The 19183-nt window shown below is 72.4% G+C and carries 19 protein-coding genes; 16 read left to right on the top strand and 3 right to left on the bottom strand.

The window, feature by feature from the left end; genetic code table 11:
- Positions 1-40 precede the first annotated feature (40 nt).
- Positions 41-2629: an ABC transporter ATP-binding protein gene (locus MKK53_RS11665; protein ID WP_243928860.1), complete on the bottom strand. Its 2589-nt coding sequence runs from the start codon at positions 2627-2629 to the stop codon at positions 41-43.
- 299 nt (positions 2630-2928) lie between these two features.
- Here MKK53_RS11665 and MKK53_RS11670 point away from each other — a divergent pair, with 299 nt between their 5' ends.
- The 16 genes from MKK53_RS11670 to MKK53_RS11745 all read left to right on the top strand — a co-directional run bounded on the left by MKK53_RS11670 (position 2929) and on the right by MKK53_RS11745 (position 17810).
- Entirely contained in the window at positions 2929-3537 is a 609-nt protein-coding gene (locus MKK53_RS11670; protein ID WP_243928994.1) for a cytochrome c3 family protein, read from the top strand.
- Positions 3534-6497, top strand: coding sequence for a TAT-variant-translocated molybdopterin oxidoreductase (locus tag MKK53_RS11675; RefSeq protein ID WP_243928861.1), 2964 nt, complete (start codon positions 3534-3536; stop codon positions 6495-6497). Before MKK53_RS11670 ends, MKK53_RS11675 begins: the two co-directional genes overlap by 4 nt.
- Before the next feature lie 169 nt (positions 6498-6666).
- The gene (locus tag MKK53_RS11680; protein WP_243928862.1) at positions 6667-8646 is read left to right on the top strand and encodes a quinol:electron acceptor oxidoreductase subunit ActD; all 1980 of its coding nucleotides are present in this window, start codon (positions 6667-6669) and stop codon (positions 8644-8646) included.
- On the top strand, positions 8643-9179 hold the full coding sequence (locus MKK53_RS11685) for a c-type cytochrome (protein ID WP_243928863.1): 537 nt from the start codon (positions 8643-8645) through the stop codon (positions 9177-9179). Before MKK53_RS11680 ends, MKK53_RS11685 begins: the two co-directional genes overlap by 4 nt.
- On the top strand, positions 9176-10246 hold the full coding sequence (locus tag MKK53_RS11690) for a hypothetical protein (RefSeq protein WP_243928864.1): 1071 nt from the start codon (positions 9176-9178) through the stop codon (positions 10244-10246). The genes MKK53_RS11685 and MKK53_RS11690 overlap by 4 nt, the downstream gene beginning before the upstream one ends.
- A complete protein-coding gene (locus MKK53_RS11695; RefSeq protein ID WP_243928865.1) occupies positions 10243-10731 on the top strand; it encodes a hypothetical protein in 489 nt (162 codons plus the stop codon). The genes MKK53_RS11690 and MKK53_RS11695 overlap by 4 nt, the downstream gene beginning before the upstream one ends.
- On the top strand, positions 10728-11696 hold the full coding sequence (gene coxB / locus MKK53_RS11700; protein WP_243928866.1) for a cytochrome c oxidase subunit II: 969 nt from the start codon (positions 10728-10730) through the stop codon (positions 11694-11696). The genes MKK53_RS11695 and coxB overlap by 4 nt, the downstream gene beginning before the upstream one ends.
- Positions 11693-13369, top strand: a complete 1677-nt coding sequence (locus tag MKK53_RS11705) for a cbb3-type cytochrome c oxidase subunit I (protein ID WP_243928867.1) — start codon at positions 11693-11695, stop codon at positions 13367-13369. Before coxB ends, MKK53_RS11705 begins: the two co-directional genes overlap by 4 nt.
- Complete coding sequence (locus MKK53_RS11710; protein WP_243928868.1) at positions 13366-14025, top strand: cytochrome c oxidase subunit 3; 660 nt, start codon at positions 13366-13368, stop codon at positions 14023-14025. Before MKK53_RS11705 ends, MKK53_RS11710 begins: the two co-directional genes overlap by 4 nt.
- Positions 14026-14042: 17 nt before the next feature.
- On the top strand, positions 14043-14261 hold the full coding sequence (locus MKK53_RS11715) for a hypothetical protein (RefSeq protein ID WP_243928869.1): 219 nt from the start codon (positions 14043-14045) through the stop codon (positions 14259-14261).
- Positions 14258-14797 carry a hypothetical protein gene (locus MKK53_RS11720; protein WP_243928870.1) on the top strand — a complete coding sequence of 180 codons (540 nt, stop codon included), beginning with the start codon at positions 14258-14260 and terminating at the stop codon, positions 14795-14797. Before MKK53_RS11715 ends, MKK53_RS11720 begins: the two co-directional genes overlap by 4 nt.
- Complete coding sequence (locus tag MKK53_RS11725) at positions 14794-15102, top strand: oxidase (protein ID WP_243928871.1); 309 nt, start codon at positions 14794-14796, stop codon at positions 15100-15102. The genes MKK53_RS11720 and MKK53_RS11725 overlap by 4 nt, the downstream gene beginning before the upstream one ends.
- A 67-nt stretch (positions 15103-15169) precedes the next feature.
- Positions 15170-15967: a class II glutamine amidotransferase gene (locus tag MKK53_RS11730; protein WP_243928872.1), complete on the top strand. Its 798-nt coding sequence runs from the start codon at positions 15170-15172 to the stop codon at positions 15965-15967.
- A 151-nt stretch (positions 15968-16118) separates the two neighbouring features.
- Entirely contained in the window at positions 16119-16853 is a 735-nt protein-coding gene (locus MKK53_RS11735) for a NepR family anti-sigma factor (RefSeq protein ID WP_243928873.1), read from the top strand.
- A 195-nt stretch (positions 16854-17048) separates the two neighbouring features.
- Positions 17049-17462 carry a DUF1236 domain-containing protein gene (locus tag MKK53_RS11740; protein ID WP_243928874.1) on the top strand — a complete coding sequence of 138 codons (414 nt, stop codon included), beginning with the start codon at positions 17049-17051 and terminating at the stop codon, positions 17460-17462.
- Between the two features lie 78 nt (positions 17463-17540).
- Positions 17541-17810, top strand: coding sequence for a hypothetical protein (locus MKK53_RS11745; protein WP_243928875.1), 270 nt, complete (start codon positions 17541-17543; stop codon positions 17808-17810).
- Between the two features lie 30 nt (positions 17811-17840).
- Here MKK53_RS11745 and mscL read toward each other — a convergent pair whose 3' ends face one another.
- Both mscL and MKK53_RS11755 read right to left on the bottom strand, forming a co-directional pair.
- Positions 17841-18269 carry a large conductance mechanosensitive channel protein MscL gene (gene mscL / locus MKK53_RS11750; RefSeq protein WP_243928876.1) on the bottom strand — a complete coding sequence of 143 codons (429 nt, stop codon included), beginning with the start codon at positions 18267-18269 and terminating at the stop codon, positions 17841-17843.
- A 72-nt stretch (positions 18270-18341) separates the two neighbouring features.
- On the bottom strand, positions 18342-19178 hold the full coding sequence (locus MKK53_RS11755; RefSeq protein ID WP_243928877.1) for a CDP-alcohol phosphatidyltransferase family protein: 837 nt from the start codon (positions 19176-19178) through the stop codon (positions 18342-18344).
- Between the last annotated feature and the right edge of the window lie 5 nt (positions 19179-19183).

Here is a 19183-nt window from a genome sequence, read left to right on the forward strand (position 1 = left end):
TTAACTGACCGTAAAGCGCGGGTTTCTCCGTGGCCCTCCTTTACGGCGTGCTCAAGGCCGGCTCGGGGACGGGGGCGGCCACCTGCGGCACGACGGTGCTGTTCTCCACGGCGATCACCGCGTCGAACGGGTCCGGCGACGCGGGCAGCGCGCTACCGTGCAGGCAGACGATCAGCCCCCGCCCCGCGCGGGAGCGGCGCAGGCCCGCGAGCCGCGCGTCGAAATCCTCCGGCTGCCGGGCCTCCAGCACCGCCATGACGAGGATGTCCGGATCGCGGGCGAGGCAGCGGACGAGTTCGATGCCGATGCGGTCCCGGGCGCCGACCGCATTGTCCGACAGGGTGCCCCCGCCCTGGGGATCGACGGGGCTGTCGAGGCCGAGGCGGTAGACCGCCGCCTCCAGCCCCTCGTCGGCAAGGAAGCGCCGGAGCAGCGCCCGCACCCGCGGCTCGGCATTGGCCTCGCCGAGGCTCACCCGGCCGAACAGCAGGTTCTCCTCCAGGCTCGCGGCGGGGTTGATCCGGGCCGGGTCGTGGAACTCGACGGCGCCGGCCAGGTGCGACGGCAGCATCCGGGCGAAGGAGCGCCGGGCCTGGAGCAGGCGCTCCTCGAAGGCCGCGTCGATGAGGCCGAAGCGGTGGCGCGTCTCGCTGTAGCGCAGGGCGAGGCCGATCAGACGCTTGCGGTCGCGCTGGCCCGCCGGCCCCCGCCGCAGGGCGCCCGCCGCGGGCAGGCGGACCACGAGGTCCTCGAAATAGCCCCGCTCGGCGGCCGGGAACAGCGAGTAGGCGTCGAAGAGCGGGTGGTCGTTGGGCAGTTCCGAGAAGATCTCGACGGTCATCCGCGCCACCGTCAGGCCGATCTCGGTGAGGGCCCGCACGAGGTCCTCGGCCTCCAGCACGGCGCGCATGTAGGGGTGGCGGGCGAGCCGCGCCGGGGCGAAGGCGCCCCCGACCGGGGTGCCGAACAGGATGTTCTCGCCCACGCTCGCTTGGTGGTTGTAGAGGGTGGGGTCGAACGGCTCCACGAGGCGGCCGGCGCCTTCGTGGGCGAGCGCCGCCTGCATCCCCCGCCGGGCGGCGACGATGGCGGCGGCGAGGGCGGGGTCCGCCTCCGGGTCGAGCCGCCCTTCGAGGCCGCGGGCGTAGACGAAGCCGTCGAGGCCGGTGAGGCGGCACAGGCCGATGAGGGCGATGTCGTCGGGGGCCTCGGACGGGCCGGTCCCGTAGAGCAGGTTCTGGCGCAGGCTCCCCTGCACGAGCACCGCCTCGCCCCCGGCGAAGGCGATCCGTTTCGCGCGCTGCGCCGGGTCGAGGGCGGCGAAGTCCTCCCCGTCGTAGGTGACTGCGCCGGCGGTGGGCTCGATCTGCCCGGCGAGCACCGCCGCCAGCACCCGGGCGCCGCTGCCCCGCCCTCCGGTGATCGCCACGTGGCCGGGCATCGTCACCGCCACGTCGACGCGGGCCAGCCGCTCGCCCGTTCCGGGGTCGAAGGCGCCGACCTCCCTGGTCGCGAGGGTCCCCGCCCGGGGGAAGGGCCGCAGCGGCCGGGACGCGGTGGGGCTTGGCCGGCCGCCGCCGCGGCCTTCGAGGACCGTCATGGTGCGGGCGATCTCGCGCATCCGCGGCCGGAGGGCCTGCCGGCCGAGCCAGAGCCGCACGCTCGCCCCGACGAGCCATGCGGCGACGCCGAAAGCCCCCGCCGCGGCGGCCAGGGCGGCCGGCTCGACCGGGGTGGCCGGCGGATGGCCGGGGCCGCCCGAGCGCCACAGGGCGATCCCGATGGCCAGGGCGGGCAGGATCGCCGCCAGCGCGACGGCCGGGGCGCGGGCATAGGCGAGGCGGGCTTCGGCGCGGGCGATCTTGGCCCGGCTGGCGGCGACGCGGGCGGTGATCCGGGACACTTCGAGGGCCCCCGCCCCGTGGTTGCGCACCGCGGGCAGGCGGCGGATCAGGTCCGTCAGCCCGGCCTCGACCCGCGCATCGGTGCGCGTCCGCAGCTCCTGCCGCTCCCGGGCGCGGCGGAGGATCAGGGCGTCGGCGAGGCCCGTGGCCGCCAGGCCGATGGCCGCCGCCGGCACCAGCCGCGGCGCGGCGAGCGCGGCGAAGGCCAGGGATTGCAACACGGCGACCAGGGCCAGGACCGGCACGACGATGCCCGCCGAGAGCAGGCGCTCGCTGCGGCTCAGCACGTCGCTGAGCAGGCGGGCGAGGCCGCGGATGTCGTCCCGGGCGCCGGCCGGCGCGGCGATGATCCCCCGGATCACCCGCCCGCGCACGGCGTCCGCGGTGCGGTTCTGGGCGCGGAAGCACAGGGCCGCCACCAGCCAGCCGAGGCCGGCGAGCGCCACGGCGCAGGCGGCGATGCCGAGGAAACCCGCCAGCTCGAGATCGATCGGCCGCAGGCCCATCCCCGGCGCGAGCACCCGCTCGCCCTCCGGCAGGGCGACGGCGAGGCGCAGGAACCGCACCCGCGTCGCCTCGTCCTGCAGCATCACCCCGATCAGGTCCCGCAGGCACAGGAGCGTCAGGGCGCAGAGCGGCGTGCCGACGACCACGGCGAGGGCCGTCGCGGTGGCGTGCAGGCGCCGGGCGGTGCGCCAGGTGAGGACGAGGGGATCGGTTTCCATCGGGCCTTCGGAGCGGGGGCGACGGAGGCTTTTACACCGTTTCGGCTGGCACCGTGCGACCCCGGTCCCTCCCCCACCCCCCGCGAATGGGGAGGGGGAGGCCCGCGTCGGGCACGTTTGGCCGCAGCCGCAGGGCTGGCCCGCCCCTGGAACGGCTCTACCTTCGCTGCATCGCGAACGGCAGCGGTTCGGCGATTGGGAGGACGGGTGTGAACGGGAACGCCGACGACCGGCCATCGGGCTTCGGGACGGCGCAGCTCTTCTCGCCCGGCGCCGACGCCATCTACCGCCTCGTCTTGATGACCCTCGCCTCCTGCCTCGTCGCCCTGCCGGTGCTGGCGGCCGGCATCGTCCGGTCGAACTACGTGACCGGGGTGGGGATCGCCCCGAGCCAGCCCCTCCCCTTCAGCCACAAGCACCATGCCGGCGAACTCGGGATCGATTGCCGCTACTGCCACACCAGCGTGGAGAAGGAGGCGAGCGCGGGCATCCCCCCCACCCATACCTGCATGACCTGCCATTCGCAGATCTGGACCGGCTCGGACATGCTGAAGCCGGTGCGCGACAGCTACACCGAGGACAAGCCCCTGGTGTGGAAGCGGCTGAACAAGCTGCCGGGCTACGTCTACTTCAACCACTCGGTCCACGTGACCAAGGGGGTCGGCTGCTCCAGCTGCCACGGCGACGTGACCTCGATGCAGATGACCTACCGGGCCAACGCCTTCGAGATGCAGTTCTGCCTCGATTGCCACCGGGCGCCCGAGAAGAACCTGCGCCCGCCCGCCGAGATCTGGAACATGGAGTGGAAGCCCCCGGCCGATCAGGCCAGCCTGGGTCCCACCCTCGCGGCGCGCTACCACGTCCGTGGCGGCGAGCGCCTCACCGAATGCGGGATCTGCCACCGATGACAGGTACGCCCGATCTCCCGGCCCTGCGGGCGCGCCTCCAGGGCGGCGACGGTCCGCGTTTCTGGCGCAGCCTCGACGCCGTGGCCGATTCGGACGAGTTCCGCGCCTATCTGGCGGTGGAGTTCCCGGCCGCCTCGCGCCTCGCCGCGCAGCCAGGGCGGCGGGGCTTCCTGAAGCTGATGGCCGCGTCCTTCGCCCTCGGGGGGCTCACCGCCTGCGGGGCCGACGGGCGCGACTACGAGGTGCCCTACGTCAACGAGCCCGAGCGGATCGTGCCCGGCGCCCCCCTGTCCTACGCGTCGAGCGCCCTGTTCGACGGCTTCGGCAACGGCATCCTCGTCACCACCCGCAACGGCCGGCCCCTCAAGGTCGAGGGCAACCCCGACCACCCCTGGAGCCGCGGCGGCACCGACGTGCTGGCCCAGGCCTCCATCCTCGGCCTCTACGATCCGTTCCGCAGCCAGGCGGTGCAGCATCTCGGCCGCCCGGCCTCCTGGGCGGCCTTCAACGGCGCCATGGCCGCGCAGACGGCGGCGTGGCGGGCCGCCTCCGGCAGGGGCGTCGCCCTGCTCACCGGCCCCGTGACCTCCCCGACGCTGGCGGCCGGGCTCGCCCGGTGGCGCGAGGCCTACCCGGAGGCGCGGTGGTTCACCAACTCGACCCGCGACGGGCTCCTCGAGGGCGCCCGCCGCGCCTATGGCCGCCCGGTGGAGACGCTCCCCGATTTCGGCAGGGCCCGGGCCATCGTTTCCCTCGACGGCGACTTCCTCGACCTCGGGCCGGGGCAGGTCGGCCTGTCGCGCCGCTGGAGCGATGCCCGCCGGGCGGCCCTGGCGGAGGGGCGCCTGCTCCCCCTCTACTCGGCCGCGCCCACCCCCGGCCTGACCAGCGCCAAGGCGGACGACGCCGTGCCCGTCCCCGCCGGCAGGCTGGAGGAGCTCGCCCGGGCGATGCTCGCCGCCGCCGGGGGCGGGGCCGCGCCCGCCGGAGACGATCCGGCCGGGCGATGGGCAGGCCGGGCCTGGGCGGCGCTGGGGCAGGCCCGCGGCGCGGGGATCGTCACGGCCGGGCTCGCCGCGAGCCCGGACCTGCACGCCCTGGTCCACCGCCTCAACGGCGCCCTGGGCAATACCGGCGCGACCCTGCACCATGTGGCGCCCGCCGCCGAGGCCGGCGCCGGGTCCCTGGCCGACCTCGCCGGGGCGATCGACCGGGGCGAGGTCCAGGCGCTGATCGTGCTCGGCGCCAACCCGGTCTACGACGCGCCCGGCGCCCTCCGCTTCGCCGCGCGGATGGAGCGCGTCCCGCTCAAGATCCATGCGGGGCTCTACTACGACGAGACCGGCGCCCATGCGGACTGGCACCTGCCCCTCGCCCACCCCCTCGAATCCTGGGGCGACGTGCGCTCCCTCGACGGGACGGTGGGGCTGATCCAGCCGACCGTGGCGCCGTTCTACAACGGCCACACCCCGCCGGAGGTGCTGGCCTTTCTCGCCGGCGCGGACGAGGGGACCGACGCCCTCGGCCTGCTCAAGCGCCGCTGGCGCCGGGAGGGCGAGGACGACGCGGCCTTCGACGGGCGCTTCGCGGAGGCCCTGCGGAAGGGCTTCTTCGCCGACGGCGCCGCCCCGGCGGAGGCCGTGACCCTCACCGGCGTCCCGCCGACCCCTCCCGCCCCCGTCCCCGCTCCGGCGGGGGGGATCGAGCTGGCGTTCCGGCCGGACGGCACCCTCTACGACGGGACCCATGCCGACCTCGCGTGGCTCCAGGAGCTGCCCAAGCCCCTGATCAAGGTGGTGTGGGAGAACGTCGTGGCCGTGAGCCCCGCCCTCGCCGCGAGGGAGGGGCTGGCCAACGGCGACCTCGTGCGGATCGAGGCGGAGGGGCGCAGCCTCACCGGGCCGGCCTGGATCCTGCCCGGGCAGGCCGAGACCACCGTGACCCTGAGCCTCGGCTACGGGCGGGACGTGCCCGACCACCTCTCCCGCGGCCTCGGCTACGATGCCGGCCTCCTCCGCCCGGTGGACACGCCCTGGCATCTGGCCGGCGCGCGCCTCGTGCGCACCGGGGAGACCCGGATGCCGGCCACCACCCAGCACCTCGGCGCCCTGCCCGACGACGCGGAGGGCCGCGCGATCATCCGCCGCCAGGTCGTCGGCGCGGCGCCGGTGGGCGACCCCACGGATGCGGCCCCGGCCCCCTCGTTCTATCCCCCGCCGGACTCGCAGGACCGCTGGACCGCGGCACAATGGGGCATGGCGATCGACCTCGACACCTGCACCGGCTGCAACGCCTGCGTCACCGCCTGCCAGGCGGAGAACAACATCCCCGTGGTCGGCCGCGAGGAGGTGGCGCGGGGCCGCTGGCTCGGCTGGATCCGGATCGACCGCTACTACGAGGGCGACCCGGAGGCCCCGGCGACCCATTTCCAGCCGGTGCCCTGCATGCATTGCGAGGCGGCGCCGTGCGAACTCGGTTGCCCGGTCGAGGCGACGCTGCACGACAGCGAGGGGCTGAACCTGCAGGTCTACAACCGCTGCGTCGGGACCCGGACCTGCCAGAGCTACTGCCCCTACAAGGTCAGGCGGTTCAACTACCTCGACTATTCCGGCGGGATGCCCCCCGTGACCCAGCAGCAGCGCAACCCCGAGGTGAGCGTGCGCGCCCGCGGCGTGATGGAGAAGTGCACCTACTGCATCCAGCGCATCGCCACGGCCCGGATCGACTCGGCCAAGGACGCCCATGCCCCGATCCCCGACGGCACGGTGGAGACCGCCTGCCAGGGCGCCTGCCCGACGCGGGCGATCAGCTTCGGCAACGTCGCCGACCCGCAGAGCGAGGTCTCCGCGGCCAAGCGCGACCCGCGCAACTACTCCCTGCTCGGCCACCTCAACACCAAGCCGCGCACCACCTACCTCGCCGGGCTCGCCCCCGCCGGACGGGAGGGGAAGCGCCCATGAGTGCGCGTTGCCCCCCTCGGCCGGCCGGCCCGGCTGCAACGCCGCCCCTCTTTCGGTCTCGACCTCATCCTGAGGCCTCCGCTGCGCTCCGGCACCTCAGGATGAGGGACAGGGTGGGAGACGTGTCCATGACGGCCGCTCGGCCCCCGGCGGGCGGGAGGCTAGAGGCATGATCCGCGAGGCCGCCCCCGCGATCCGCCCCCGCGAGGACATGCGCTCCGTCGGCGAGGCCGTCAGCGCCATCGCCCTCACCCACCCGGCCGGCCGCCGCTGGTGGATCGCCTTCGCCGGGGCGACGGCGCTGCTCGGGCTGTTCGCCTTCACCCTCGCCTACCTGCTCTACGAAGGCGTCGGGATCTGGGACAACAACAACGCCGTCGTCTGGGCGCTGGACATCGCCAGCTACGACTGGTGGATCGGCGTGGCCTGCGGCAGCCTTCTGGTCTCCGGCATCCTGCTGCTGCTCGGCGCGGAGTGGCGCGGGCCGGTCAACCGCATCGCCGAGACCGTGGCCCTGCTCGCCACCGCCGCGGCCGGGCTCTACCCGATCATCCACCTCGGGCGGCCGTGGTTCTTCTACTGGAACCTGCCCTACCCCAACACCTTCGGGCTCTGGCCGCAGTTCCGCTCGCCGCTCCTGTGGGACGCCATCGACATCGTGTCGTTCCTCGTGGTGACCCTGAGCCTCTGGTATATCGGCCTCCTGCCCGATCTCGCCTGCCTGCGCGACCGGGCCCATGCGGAGGCGGCCCGGCAGACCGAGGCGGTGGCGCCGACCCGCCGGATCGCCCAGTTCCGGGCGCAGGCCTACGGGGTCGCGTCATCGGGCTGGCGGGGCTCGGCCGCCCACTGGCAGATCTGGGGGCAGGCCTACCGGATCGTCGCCCTGCTCGGCGTCCTCCTCGTCGTCTCCGTGCAGACCGGCGCCTCGGTGATGCTGGCCGGCTCGGTCATGCCGGGCTGGCACGGCACCCTGATGCCGGTGAGCTTCCTGATCCACGCGGTGCTCTCCGGCGTCGGCGTCACGGCGGCCCTCGTGGTGCTGGTGCGGGGCGTCTACGCCCTCGACGGGCTCGTCACCGACCGCCACCTCGACGCGCTGGCCCGGTTGATGCTCTGCCTCGGCTGCGCCAGCGCCTATTGTTACGGCGCCGAGTTCTTCGACACCCTCCTCAACGGCGATTCCGGCGGGCGGGCCGTGCTGGTCCGCCGGATGGAGGGGGGGCACGCCCTCGCCTTCTGGATGGCGGTGCTGGGCCTCGTCCTGCCGCCGCAGCTGTTCTGGTCGGGGCGGGCGCGGCGCTCGCCCCTGGCCCTGGCCGCCGCGGGGCTCCTCGTCGCCGTGGGGGCCTATGCCGACCACATGATGATCCTCGTCGTCACCCTCACCCAGGATTTCCTGCCCTCGTCCCGCCTGCCCTATTCCGTGGACCTGTGGGGTGTCGCCACCTTCGTCGGGTCCGTCGGCCTGTTCCTGACCCTCGTCCTGCTGTTCGTGCGCTACCTGCCGCCGGTCTCGATCACCGCGATCCGGCGCCTCGTCCCCGCCGGATCGTCCGGCGAGTCGGCGGCGCCCCGCCGGAAGGACGAGGCCGAGCGGGAGGCGCCGCTCTGGGGCGTGGCCGCCACCTTCCCCACCGAGGCGGAGCTCGCCGCCGCCCTCCAGGCCCTGTCACCCCTGCGGGGGCGGGTCCGGCTGGACGGCTACGGGCCGGTGCCGATGCCCCGCACCCTGCGGGCCCTCGGCCTCGAGGGCCGCTCGATCCTGCCCTACGCCCTGGCCGGGGCCCTGGGCGGCGGGGCCGCCTTCTACGGCATGTGCATCTACGCCACCGCCTACGACTACGTGTTCCTGATCGGCGGGCGGCCGCGCTTCTCCTGGCCCTCCTTCGTGGTGCCGAGCGTGTCCTTCGCGATGCTCACCGGGTGCCTCGCCGTGCACGCCGCCCTGCTGTGGCTGAACCGCCTGCCGCGCCTGAACCACCCGGCCTTCAACATCCCCGGGTTCCTGCGGGCCTCCGACGACCGGTTCTTCCTGGCCGCGGAGCTGCCGGAGGACGGCACAGACCTCGCCCGGGTGGAGCGCCGCCTCGCCGGGCTGCCCCCCGGGGGCGGACGGCCCCTCGCCACGGCGAGGATCCCGCGATGATCCGGCCCCCCTTCCTCCCCGCCCTCCTGATGCTCCTGCCGCTCTGTGCCTGCGGCGAGGCGAACATGGACGAGCAGGCCAAGGCCCGGACCTGGGACAAGAACCCGTTCTTTCCCAAGGAGACGACCATGCGCCACCCGGTCGCCGGCACCGTCCCCCGGCGCGACCCCGCCCGCCCGGTGCCCCAGCCCGCGACCATCACCGCCGACCTCGTCGCCCAGGGAAGGGAGCGCTACGCCGTGTTCTGCACCCCCTGCCACGGCCAGGACGGACAGGGCGCGGGCATGATCGTGGCCCGGGGGTTCGCCCATGCCGGGAACCTCACCTCGGACCGCCTCCGGGAGGCGGGGGCGCGGCAGATCTACGACGCGATCTCCGACGGCTACCGCAGCATGTTCGGCATGGCGCAGATGATCCCCCCGGCGGATCGCTGGGCCATCGTCGCCTATGTCCGCGCCCTCCAGGCCAGCCGGGACGTGCCGGTCGCCTCCCTGTCCGAGGCCGACAGGGCCAAGCTGGAATCGGCCCGATGAGGCTGCCCCTCCTCGCCCTCCTCGGCGCCGGTGCCCTCGCCCTGGCGGTCCTCTCGGCCGGGATGCGCGGGGCGGCGGGCTCCTGCCTCGCGGCGTGGCTGGTCCTGCTGGCGCTGCCGGTGGGCGCCCTGCCGATCACCGTGGTGGCCGAGCGGTTCGGCCGGAAGGTTCGCGAGCGCGGCGGCATCGAGATGCTCTCCGCCCTGCGCCGCCTGATGACGCTGATGCCCGCCGCCGCCCTGATCGGCCTGCCGGTCCTGGCGGCGGGCCCGCTGCTCTACCCGTGGGTCGGCCAAGCGCCGCGCACGCCGATGGCGGCATGGTGGTTCACGCAGCCGTTCTTCCTGGCCCGGTGCGTCGCCTACCTCGCCGTCTGGACGTGGCTGTGCTGGCGCTTCGCCCGGCCCTTCGACGAGCCCGGCGAGGGCCGCACCGTGCCGGCGGTGGCCCTGCATGCGGTGGTCGGCACCCTGTTCGCCATCGACGTGGTGGCCGCCCTCGACCCCCGCCTCGATTCGGCGATCCTCGGCCTGCTGCTGATGACCGCGTGGAGCGGCCTCGCCTTCGCCGCCGCGATCCTCCTCGCCTTCGAGGAGCCGGAGCCCATCGGCCGCGGCCGGGCCGTGCCGGGGCGGGGGCGGCTCATCCCCCTCGTCGTGCTGCTCGGCCTCTGGGCCTACATGCACTTCCTCCAGGCGCTGATCGTCTGGTCGGCCAACCTGCCGCCGGAGGTGGCGTGGTATGCCGCCCGCGGCGGCTGGACCGGCCGGGCGCTGGCGATCGTCGCCGGCCTCGTGGCGGGCTTGGCCGGGCTTGCGACCCTGCGCCCCGGCCGCGAGATCACCCGGGCGCTGGCGGGCGCCGCCGTCCTCGTCCATGCCCTGGAGATGTTCTGGCTCGTCACCCCGGCCCTGCGGGACCGTTTCGCCCTCCGCTGGTCCGACGCCCTCGCCGCCCTGGCCGTGGCCTGCCTCGCCGCCCTGCTGCATCCCCTCGTGGCGGGCCGTCTCACCCGCCACGCCCCGTCGCGGCCCCGTCCGCGGCGCCTCCCGGAGCGCACCCGATGAGCGGCGGGCGGTCCTCCGCCGGGCTCGTGCCGGCCATGCTGGCGGCCCTGGCCCTGCGCGCCAGCGGCCTCGTGCCCCGCCGGGGCGGGACGCGCGGCGGCGGCGCGGACTCCGGGGAGCCGAAGGGTCCGGGCCACGAGACCCGCGACGTGAACGTGCGCAACACCGCCCTCGTCATGGGCGGCCTCGCCCTCTCGGCCGTGGCGGTGGTCGGCGGCATGGTGCTCCTGATGAACCTCTTCGCCGCGCGCCAGCGGGCCGCCCTGCCCGGCCTGACGCCGCAGCAGACGGCCCGCCTCGTCCCGCCGCCGCCGAACCTCCAGCCGGATCCCTACGAGGACCTCGCCCGGCAGCGCGACGGCGCCCGCGCGGCCCTCGACGGCTACGGCTACCTCAATCCGGCCCATGACCGCGCCCGCGTCCCCATCGACCGGGCGATGGAGCTCGTCGTCGGGCGCTCCCTGGACGGAGGCGCCCCGCGATGACCCCCGACCATCCCGCCCTCCAGCTCTGGCCGGTGGCCGCCTCGGCCACCGCCGTCGAGACCGACCAGCTGATCCTCGCCTTCACGGTCCTCACCCTCGTCCTGACCGTGCCGGTCTTCCTGGCGATCACGTGGTTCGCCCTGCGCTACCGGGAGGGGTCGGACGCGAACCGGGAGCCCTCGGGCATCCGGTCGAACCTCATCGAGATCAGCTGGATGCTCGTCCCGTTCCTGCTCACCCTGGTGTTCTTCGCCTGGGGGGCGCGGCTGTTCGTGGACTCGAGGAACCCGCCCCCCGACTCGATGGTGATCGAGGCGGTGGGCCGGCAATGGATGTGGAAGTTCCAGCATCCCACCGGCCAGGCCGAGATCAACGACCTGCACCTGCCGATCGGCCAGCCGATCAAGATGCACATCATCAGCCAGGACGTGATCCACGCCCTCTACCTGCCCGCCGTGCGGATGCAGGTCGCCGCCCTGCCGGACCGCTACACCGAGATGTGGTTCAAGGCCGACAAGGTCGGCACCTTCCACCTCTATTGCTCCGAATATTGCGGCACCGACCATTCGGTGATGGGCGGCAAGGTGACCTTCATGAACCCCGGCGACTACCAGGACTGGCTGGTCCATGCCGGGGCGGAGCAGGGCAAGGTCGCCGCCGGCCGCGCCCTCTACCAGGCCTATGGCTGCGCCGCCTGCCACGAGCCCGGTTCGCCGGTGGGGGCTCCGGGCCTCGCCGGCCTCTACGGCAGCCGGGTGAGGCTCGCCGACGGCCGCACCGTCGTGGCCGACAACGGGTGGCTGCGCCAGAAGATCCTGAACCCCAACGGCGACAGGCTCGCCGGCGGGGGCAAGCAGGTGATGCCGAGCTTCGCCGGGCTGATCCCGGAGGACGAGCTCGGCCGGCTCATCGACTTCATCAAGGCCTATCCCGGGCCCGGCCAATCCGCAGAGGCGACACGATGAGCGCATCGGGCACCATCGAGGGCGCGGCGGGCCGGGAGCCGCACGCCCCAGAGGCCACGCTCGGGCGCAAGCCCGATTACCTCCACGCCGAATCGACCCTGCGCTCGTGGTTCCTGACCACGGACCACAAGCGCATCGCGATCCTCTACCTCATCTCCATCACCGGCTTCTTCGTGATCGGGGCGCTGGCGGCGGGCGTGGTGCGGCTGGCGCTGGTCGTGCCCAACGGCGCGATCATGGCCAACGACACCTACAACAAGGCCTTCACCATCCACGGCGTCGTGATGGTGTGGTTCTTCCTGATCCCCTCGATCCCGGCGACCTTCGGCAACTTCCTGATCCCGCTGATGATCGGGGCCAAGGATCTCGCCTTCCCCAAGCTCAACCTGACGAGCTGGTACGTGTTCATGACCGGGGCGCTGTTCACCCTGGCCTCGGTGGTGCTCGGCGGCGTCGACACCGGCTGGACCTTCTACGCCCCCCTCTCCACCGCCTTCTCGAACACCTGGGTGCTGCCGGCCTTGATCGGCGTGACCATCGTCGGCTTCTCCTCGATCCTCACGGGGCTGAACTTCGTCGTGACGATCCACACCATGCGCGCCCCCGGCATGACGTGGTTCAAGCTGCCGATCTTCGTCTGGACGCACTACGCCACCAGCCTGATCTTCCTGCTGGCCACGCCGGTGATCACCACGGCGCTGATCCTGCTCATCGCCGAGCGCGGCTTCCACGTGGGCGTGTTCGACCCCGCCTATGGCGGAGACCCGGTGCTGTTCCAGCACCTGTTCTGGTTCTACTCGCACCCGGCCGTGTACATCATGGTGCTGCCGGGGATGGGGGTGATCTCCGAGATCGTCCCGGCCTTCGCCCGCAAGAAGCTGTTCGGCTACCGCTTCGTCGCCTACGCCTCGATCGGGCTCGCCTCGGTGACGTTCTTCGTGTGGGGCCACCACATGTTCGTGAACGGCCAGAGCGACCTGGCGAGCCTCGTGTTCTCGTCGCTCTCCTTCGCCGTGGCGGTGCCCTCGGCGGTGAAGGTCTACAACTGGACCGCGACGATCCATAAGGGCAGCCTGCGCCTCGACACGCCGATGCTCTACGCCATGGGCTATATCGGCCTGTTCGTGCTGGGCGGGCTGACGGGGCTCTACCTCGCGACGCTCGCCATCAACCAGCATGTCCACGCCACCTACTTCGTCGTGGCCCACTTCCACTACATCATGGTCGGCGGCACGGTGCTCGCCTTCCTCGGCGGGCTGCACTTCTGGTGGCCGAAGTTCACGGGGCGGATGTACAGCGAGCCGTGGGGGCGGGTCTCGGCCGTGCTCATCTTCCTCGGCTTCAACGTGACCTTCTTCCCGCAATTCATCCTGGGCTATCTCGGGATGCCCCGGCGCTACGCGACCTATCCGCCGGAATTCCAGCTGCTCAACGTGCTGTCCTCGGCCGGGGCGACGATCCTGGCGGCGGGCTACATCTTCCCGATGCTCTACCTCGTCTACTCCCTGTGGTTCGGCCGGAAGGCGGCCGCCAACCCCTGGGACGCGAAGGGCCTCGAATGGGAGACCTCGTCCCCGCCGCCGACCCTCAATTTCGTGAGCCCGCCCGAGGTGCCGCGCGTCCCCTACGACTACCCGATCCAGGCCCAGGAAAGCTCGGACCAGCACCGATGAGCGAGGGGCTTGCCGAGGGCGTGGGCGTCGCCCGCGTCCACCATTTCGAGACGGTGGCGCAGCAGCGCGAGGCGACCACCCTCGGCATCTGGGCGTGGCTGATCACCGAGCTGCTGCTGTTCTCGGCGCTGTTCCTCGTGGCGCTGATCACCCGCATCACGCATCCCGAGGCGACGGTGGCGGCGGCCCGCCACCTCAAGTTCTGGATCGGCGCCACCAACACCGTGGTGCTGATCTGCTCCAGCCTCACCATGTCCATGGCGATCGCGTTCTCGCGGATGGGATGGCAGCGGGCGATGGTGCGGGCCATGCTCGCCACGGCGGCGCTCGGCAGCCTGTTCCTCGTTCTCAAGGGCTACGAATACTACGCCGACTACGAGGAGCACATGATGCCGTTCCTCTCGGGCCGGCCCTTCGCCCTGGCCGAGACCCCGGCCGCGCGGCTGTTCGTGAACCTCTACTACGTGGCGACGGTCCTGCACGCGGTGCACCTGCTCACCGGCATCGCCCTGCTGCTGGGCATGACCTGGATGGCGGCCAAGGCCGGCTTCCTCTCCCGGCACCAGAACTGGATCGAGGTCTACGGCCTCTACTGGCACTTCATCGACCTCGTCTGGATCCTGGCTTTCCCGATCTTGTATGTCGTCAACCGGTAACGGGGGCGATTCGGGGGATGTCGAAGAAGCCGGGAGGCCGCTTCCGGGGGGGCGGCCAGAGCCAGCGCGACCGTTGGTTCGGGCTCGAGGCGGAGGACGACTTCGATGCGTTTCGCCGCTGGTGGCACCGGGTGGGCAAGGACGAGGCCGGAGGGCGGGATCTCGACTCCACGGAGCAGGCCCGGGCCGAGTACGGGGCGTGGGTCACATCGGGCAGGAATCGTGTAAGGTCATGAGCATGGCGACGGCGCAGTACGACGGGGGCAGTTTCGCGTCCTCCGACGAGGATCGGATGATCGCTCTCCTGCGCGACGTCCGGGACGCCGCGGCCCCGCCCTCGGTGGAGGAGATCGCCCGGGTCCTCGCCACCACATTGTCCTTCCGCCTGCGCAATGCCGCCGCCCTGGCTCTGGCGGATCTCGGCGGTCGCGAGGGGAGCGAGTGGATCGGAGCGGTCCTCGGCCGGCCCGACGTGGCGCCCCAGTCCGGAACCCTCCTCTTCGCCCTCGACGAACTCGGGGGCCGCCTGCCCTTCGAGAGCCTCGTCAACATCGTCCGGCACGGCTCCTTCGAGGGACGCTCCGAGGCGCTCAACCTGCTCGACGCCGGCCGGGTGGCCTCCGCCGATCCCGCGGCGCATCGCCGGGCCCTGGAAGATCTCGCATCCATCGCCGTCGGCGCGGATCACGCCGCCGCCGAGGTCGCCCGGGAGGCGCTGGCCATCCTGTCGGCGGCATCGGGCGGGCCGGACGCATCGGAGCATCGACGGTGAACCCCCTCGCCTCCCTCAGCCCCGACGACCGCGCCCTGCTGAGGCGGCGCCTGCGCACCCCCGTCCTGACCTTCCTGGCCCTGCTCGGGCTGCTCGCCGTCAACGTGACCCTGGGGGCCACCCTGCCCTTCGCCCATGTCTGGGCCGTGGAACTCGCCGTGGTCGGCCTGATGGTGGCGATCATCCTCCTCGTCTCCATGGAGGTGCGGAAGGAGCCGCCGCTGATCCGCCTGTTCGCCTGCCTCGGCTTCTTCTGGGTCTGCATCCTGATCGGCATGACCCTGACCGATTTCCTCGCCCGCTGAATTGTGTTGTTCGCGCCGGCCGCGGCGCTTACACGGCGAACCTCCCTCCGCAACCAAGCCCTGTCCGATGTGCGAACTGCTCGGCATGAGCGCCAACGTGCCGACCGACATCCGCTTCTCCTTCGCCGGCCTCGCCCGCCGGGGCGGCGAAACCGGTCCGCACGCGGACGGCTGGGGAATCAGCTTCTACGAGGGGCGCACCACCCGCAGCTTCCACGAGCCCGAGCCCAGCTCCCGCTCGCAGCTCGCCCGGCTGCTCCGGGACATGCCGATCAAGAGCTGCATCGTCCTCGGCCATGTCCGCCGGGCGAACCGCGGGCGCGTCAGCCTGGAGAACACCCACCCGTTCTCCCGGGAGCTCTGGGGCCGGCGCTGGACCTTCGCCCATAACGGCCAGCTCAAGGGCGTGAAGCGCTGGGCGCTCGGCGCCTTCACCCCCATCGGCACCACCGACAGCGAGCACGCCTTCTGCTGGATGCTCGGCCGGCTCCAGGCGCGCTTTCGCACCCTGCCCCGGCCCGCCACCCTGGACAGGGCGGTGGCCGACCTCTGCGCCCAATTGCACGGGCTCGGCGTCTTCAACATGCTGATGTCCGACAGCCGGACCCTCTACGCCCATTGCGGCAAGCGCCTCTGCTACCTCACCCGCCGCTCGCCCTTCGGCAAGGCGACGCTGATCGACGAGGACTGGACCATCGACTTCGCCCGGGAGACCACCGACCGGGACGTGGTCACCGTCGTCGCCACCCAGGCCCTGACCCGCGACGAAAGCTGGACCGTGGTCGAGCGCGGCGACATGCTCACCCTGCGCGAGGGCGAGGTTCGGGTGTTGACGGGAGGCCACGCTTCCGCGACTGCGACCTGAGCGAGGGTGCATGCGCCGGCCCGATGCGCTACAACCGGGGCAACCAGGTGCGCAAAGGTCGGTCGTTCACGCTCTCACCGGCCCTCAACCGCGCCGCTCGACCGCTCTGGACCGGCGGTCGAGTCATGACAAGCTGACGAGTGCGACGAGCATGACCCGCGACGACTCCGCCGTCCTGCACGCGCAGGAGGGTTCCTCGAACGACCGCCCGAACCTGTCGTCCTCGATCCGGACGCATCTCGGCGAGCACCTGCGCACTGCCTATGACCGGCTCAGCGAGGACTCGATGCCGGTCCGCTTCGCCGAGCTGATCGACAAGCTCGAGGCGGCGCTCCGCGCCCGGGGCGAGGCGATCGAGCCCGAATTCCGGGACGGGCTCCTGGCGGCGGTGCCGAGCCTGCGCGCCTTCGCCCTGTCGCTGACCTCGAACCCGGCCCGGTCGGACGACCTCGTGCAGGACACCCTGCTCAAGGGGTGGCAGCACCGCGCCCGGTTCCAGCCGGGCACGAACCTGAACGCGTGGCTGTTCACGATCCTGCGCAACATCTTCTACTCCGATCACCGCAAGCGGGTCCGCGAGGTCGAGGACCAGGACGGCTCCTACGCCGCCCGCCTCGCCACCGCCCCGCATCAGGGCGACCGGCTCGACGTGGAGGACCTTCAGTCGGCCCTGGCCAAGCTGCCGCCGGACCAGCGCGAGGCCCTGGTGCTGGTGGGCGCCGAGGGCGTCTCCTACGAGGAGGCCGCCACGATCATGGGGTGCAAGGTCGGCACGGTGAAGAGCCGCGTCAGCCGCGCCCGCGGCCGCCTCGCCGAGCTGCTGGGCTACGATGAGGAAGACCTCGGCTCCGACCGGTTCATCCAGTCGGCGATGCCGGACGCCTGAATCCGGGGGCCCGGAGGGCGGCGCCCCGCGCCGGCCCCCTGGGCTTCGCCCTGCGAGGGCACCAGAGGACTCGTCCTTTGGAAACCATGATTCGGCGCGCCAAAAATCGATGCATCCGATTCCGGGGATGGGGCGTTGTTTGCCCGAGCTTCGCTGCGACCATGCGGCGGAACGACACGGAAACGGAGCATCCGTATGAACGTCAAGATCCTTCTGGCCTCCTCGGCCCTCGCCCTCTCGCTGCCGCTCGCCGCCCAGGCGCAGGGCACCATCCCGGGCGCCGAGCGTGGCGCGGCTGCCGGCTCCGATGCCGCCGGCCCGATCGGTGGCATCGTCGGCGGCGCGATCGGCGCGGCCACGGGCACCGTGGGCGGCATCCTGGGCGTCGACATGGCCCCGCGCTTCCGCAGCTACGTCCGCGAGCGCAACGTCCGCTCGTACGATTACGATGGCCGCGTGGCCGTCGGCACCACCCTGCCGGGTTCGGGCGTGACCTACTACGACGTGCCGAGCGAGTACCGGGTGCAGCCGGGCTACCGCTACACCGTCGTCAACGACCGTCCGGTGCTGGTGGACCGCGGCCACCGCATCGTCGAGGTGATCGACTAAGTCTCACGGGCATCCCGAGGGTGCCCCGGGGCCCCGGAGTCGAAGGGCTCCGGGGCCCCTTCTCATTGGGGGACGACAATGGCCGACAACCCGACCGATGGCGGTCCGGTCCTGCCCGAGCCGGTGCGGGACCATCTGGGCCAGCAGCTGCGCGGAGCGCTGCCCGCCGTGGAGGCGCCGCGCTTCCTGGGCGACGAGCCCCCGGTGCCCGAGACCTTCGAGCCTCAGCTCCGGCGCCTGGAGACCCGCCTCAAGACCCACGAGGAAGGCACCGAGGCCGTGGAAGAGGCCCTCGACCGCATCCTCGACGCCTTCGGGGTGAAGCCCGGCGAGGCGAAGGAGGGCTGAGCCCCTTCGCCCGCGCCGAGGGCCGTGCGGTCAGACCTTCGGCTTGGCCGCGAGGATGTCGCGGATCTCGCCCAGGAGCTTCACGTCGGCCGGCAGCTCGGCGACGGGTTCGGGCTTCTTCTCCTCGGCAATCTGCAGGCGGTTCATCGCCCGGATGACGAGGAACAGCACGAACGCGACGATCATGAAGTTCAGCGAGACGGTGATGAACTGGCCGTAGCCCAGCACCGCCCCCTGCTTCTTGGCCTCGGCATAGGCGAGCCCGGTCTGCACCTTGGAGGACAGGGGCAGGTAGTAGTTCGAGAAATCGAGCCCGCCGGTCACCGCGCCGATCGCCGGCATGAACAGGTCCTGCACCGCCGAGGTGACGATCGCCCCGAAGGCCGCGCCGATGATCACGCCGACCGCGAGATCGACCACGTTGCCCCGCAGGGCGAATTTCTTGAATTCCTCGAGCACCCGATTCCCCCTTGCCGTCCTCGCTGCGAGCGTGCCGCAAGCGCCATGCCGGGGGGAACCGGGGCGGCGCCGCTATCCACCGTCGGTTGCGGATACGGCCCTGTCGTCGCCCGTGGCCTGCGCGGCCTTGTGACGGCGACGGTACTGGGCGGCGCCCACGGGGATGGTGACGAGGTAGGTGGCGCTCACCGCCACCAGCGCCTCGAACGGGTAGCTGATGAGGATGCCGAAGGCCGCCACGCCCAAAAGGAAGATCGGCAGCACGAGGCCCCGGGGCACGCGCTTGCCCATGGTCTTGCCGGAGAAGGTCGGCACCGTGGAGACGACGAGGAGGGCGATGCACAGCACGTAGACCAGCACCGCCGGCGCGGCCCAGGCATCGAAGGTAAGACCCAGGAAGTGCAGGTAGAGCGGCAGCATCGCCGTCAGCGCCCCGGCCGGGGCCGGCATGCCGACGAAGAAGTCCTTCTTCCATTCGGGCCGGGAGGGGTCGTCCAGCATCGCGTTGAACCGGGCGAGGCGCAGGCCCATGGCGATGGCGAAGATCAGGGCGATGATCCAGCCCAGCGACTTCAGGTGGAACAGCACGAAGCCGTAGAGGATCAGCGCCGGGGCGCAGCCGAAGTTGACGAAGTCGGCCAGGGAATCGAGCTCCGCGCCGAAGCGGGAGGTGCCCTTCAGCAGCCGCGCCACGCGCCCGTCGATCCCGTCGAGCACCCCGGCCGCCACCACGGAGATGACGGCGGGCTCGAACTTGCCTTCGAAGGCCAGCCGGATCGCCGTCAGCCCGAGGCAGAGTGCCATCAGGGTGATCATGTTGGGGGCGATCATCCGGAACGGCACCGGCTTGAACCGGCGCGGGCGCGGCTCGTTCGGGTCCGGCGCGAAGGGCGGGAACAGATCGTCCACGGCAG

The organism is Methylobacterium sp. J-076, from assembly GCF_022829405.1.
Lineage (GTDB): Bacteria > Pseudomonadota > Alphaproteobacteria > Rhizobiales > Beijerinckiaceae > Methylobacterium.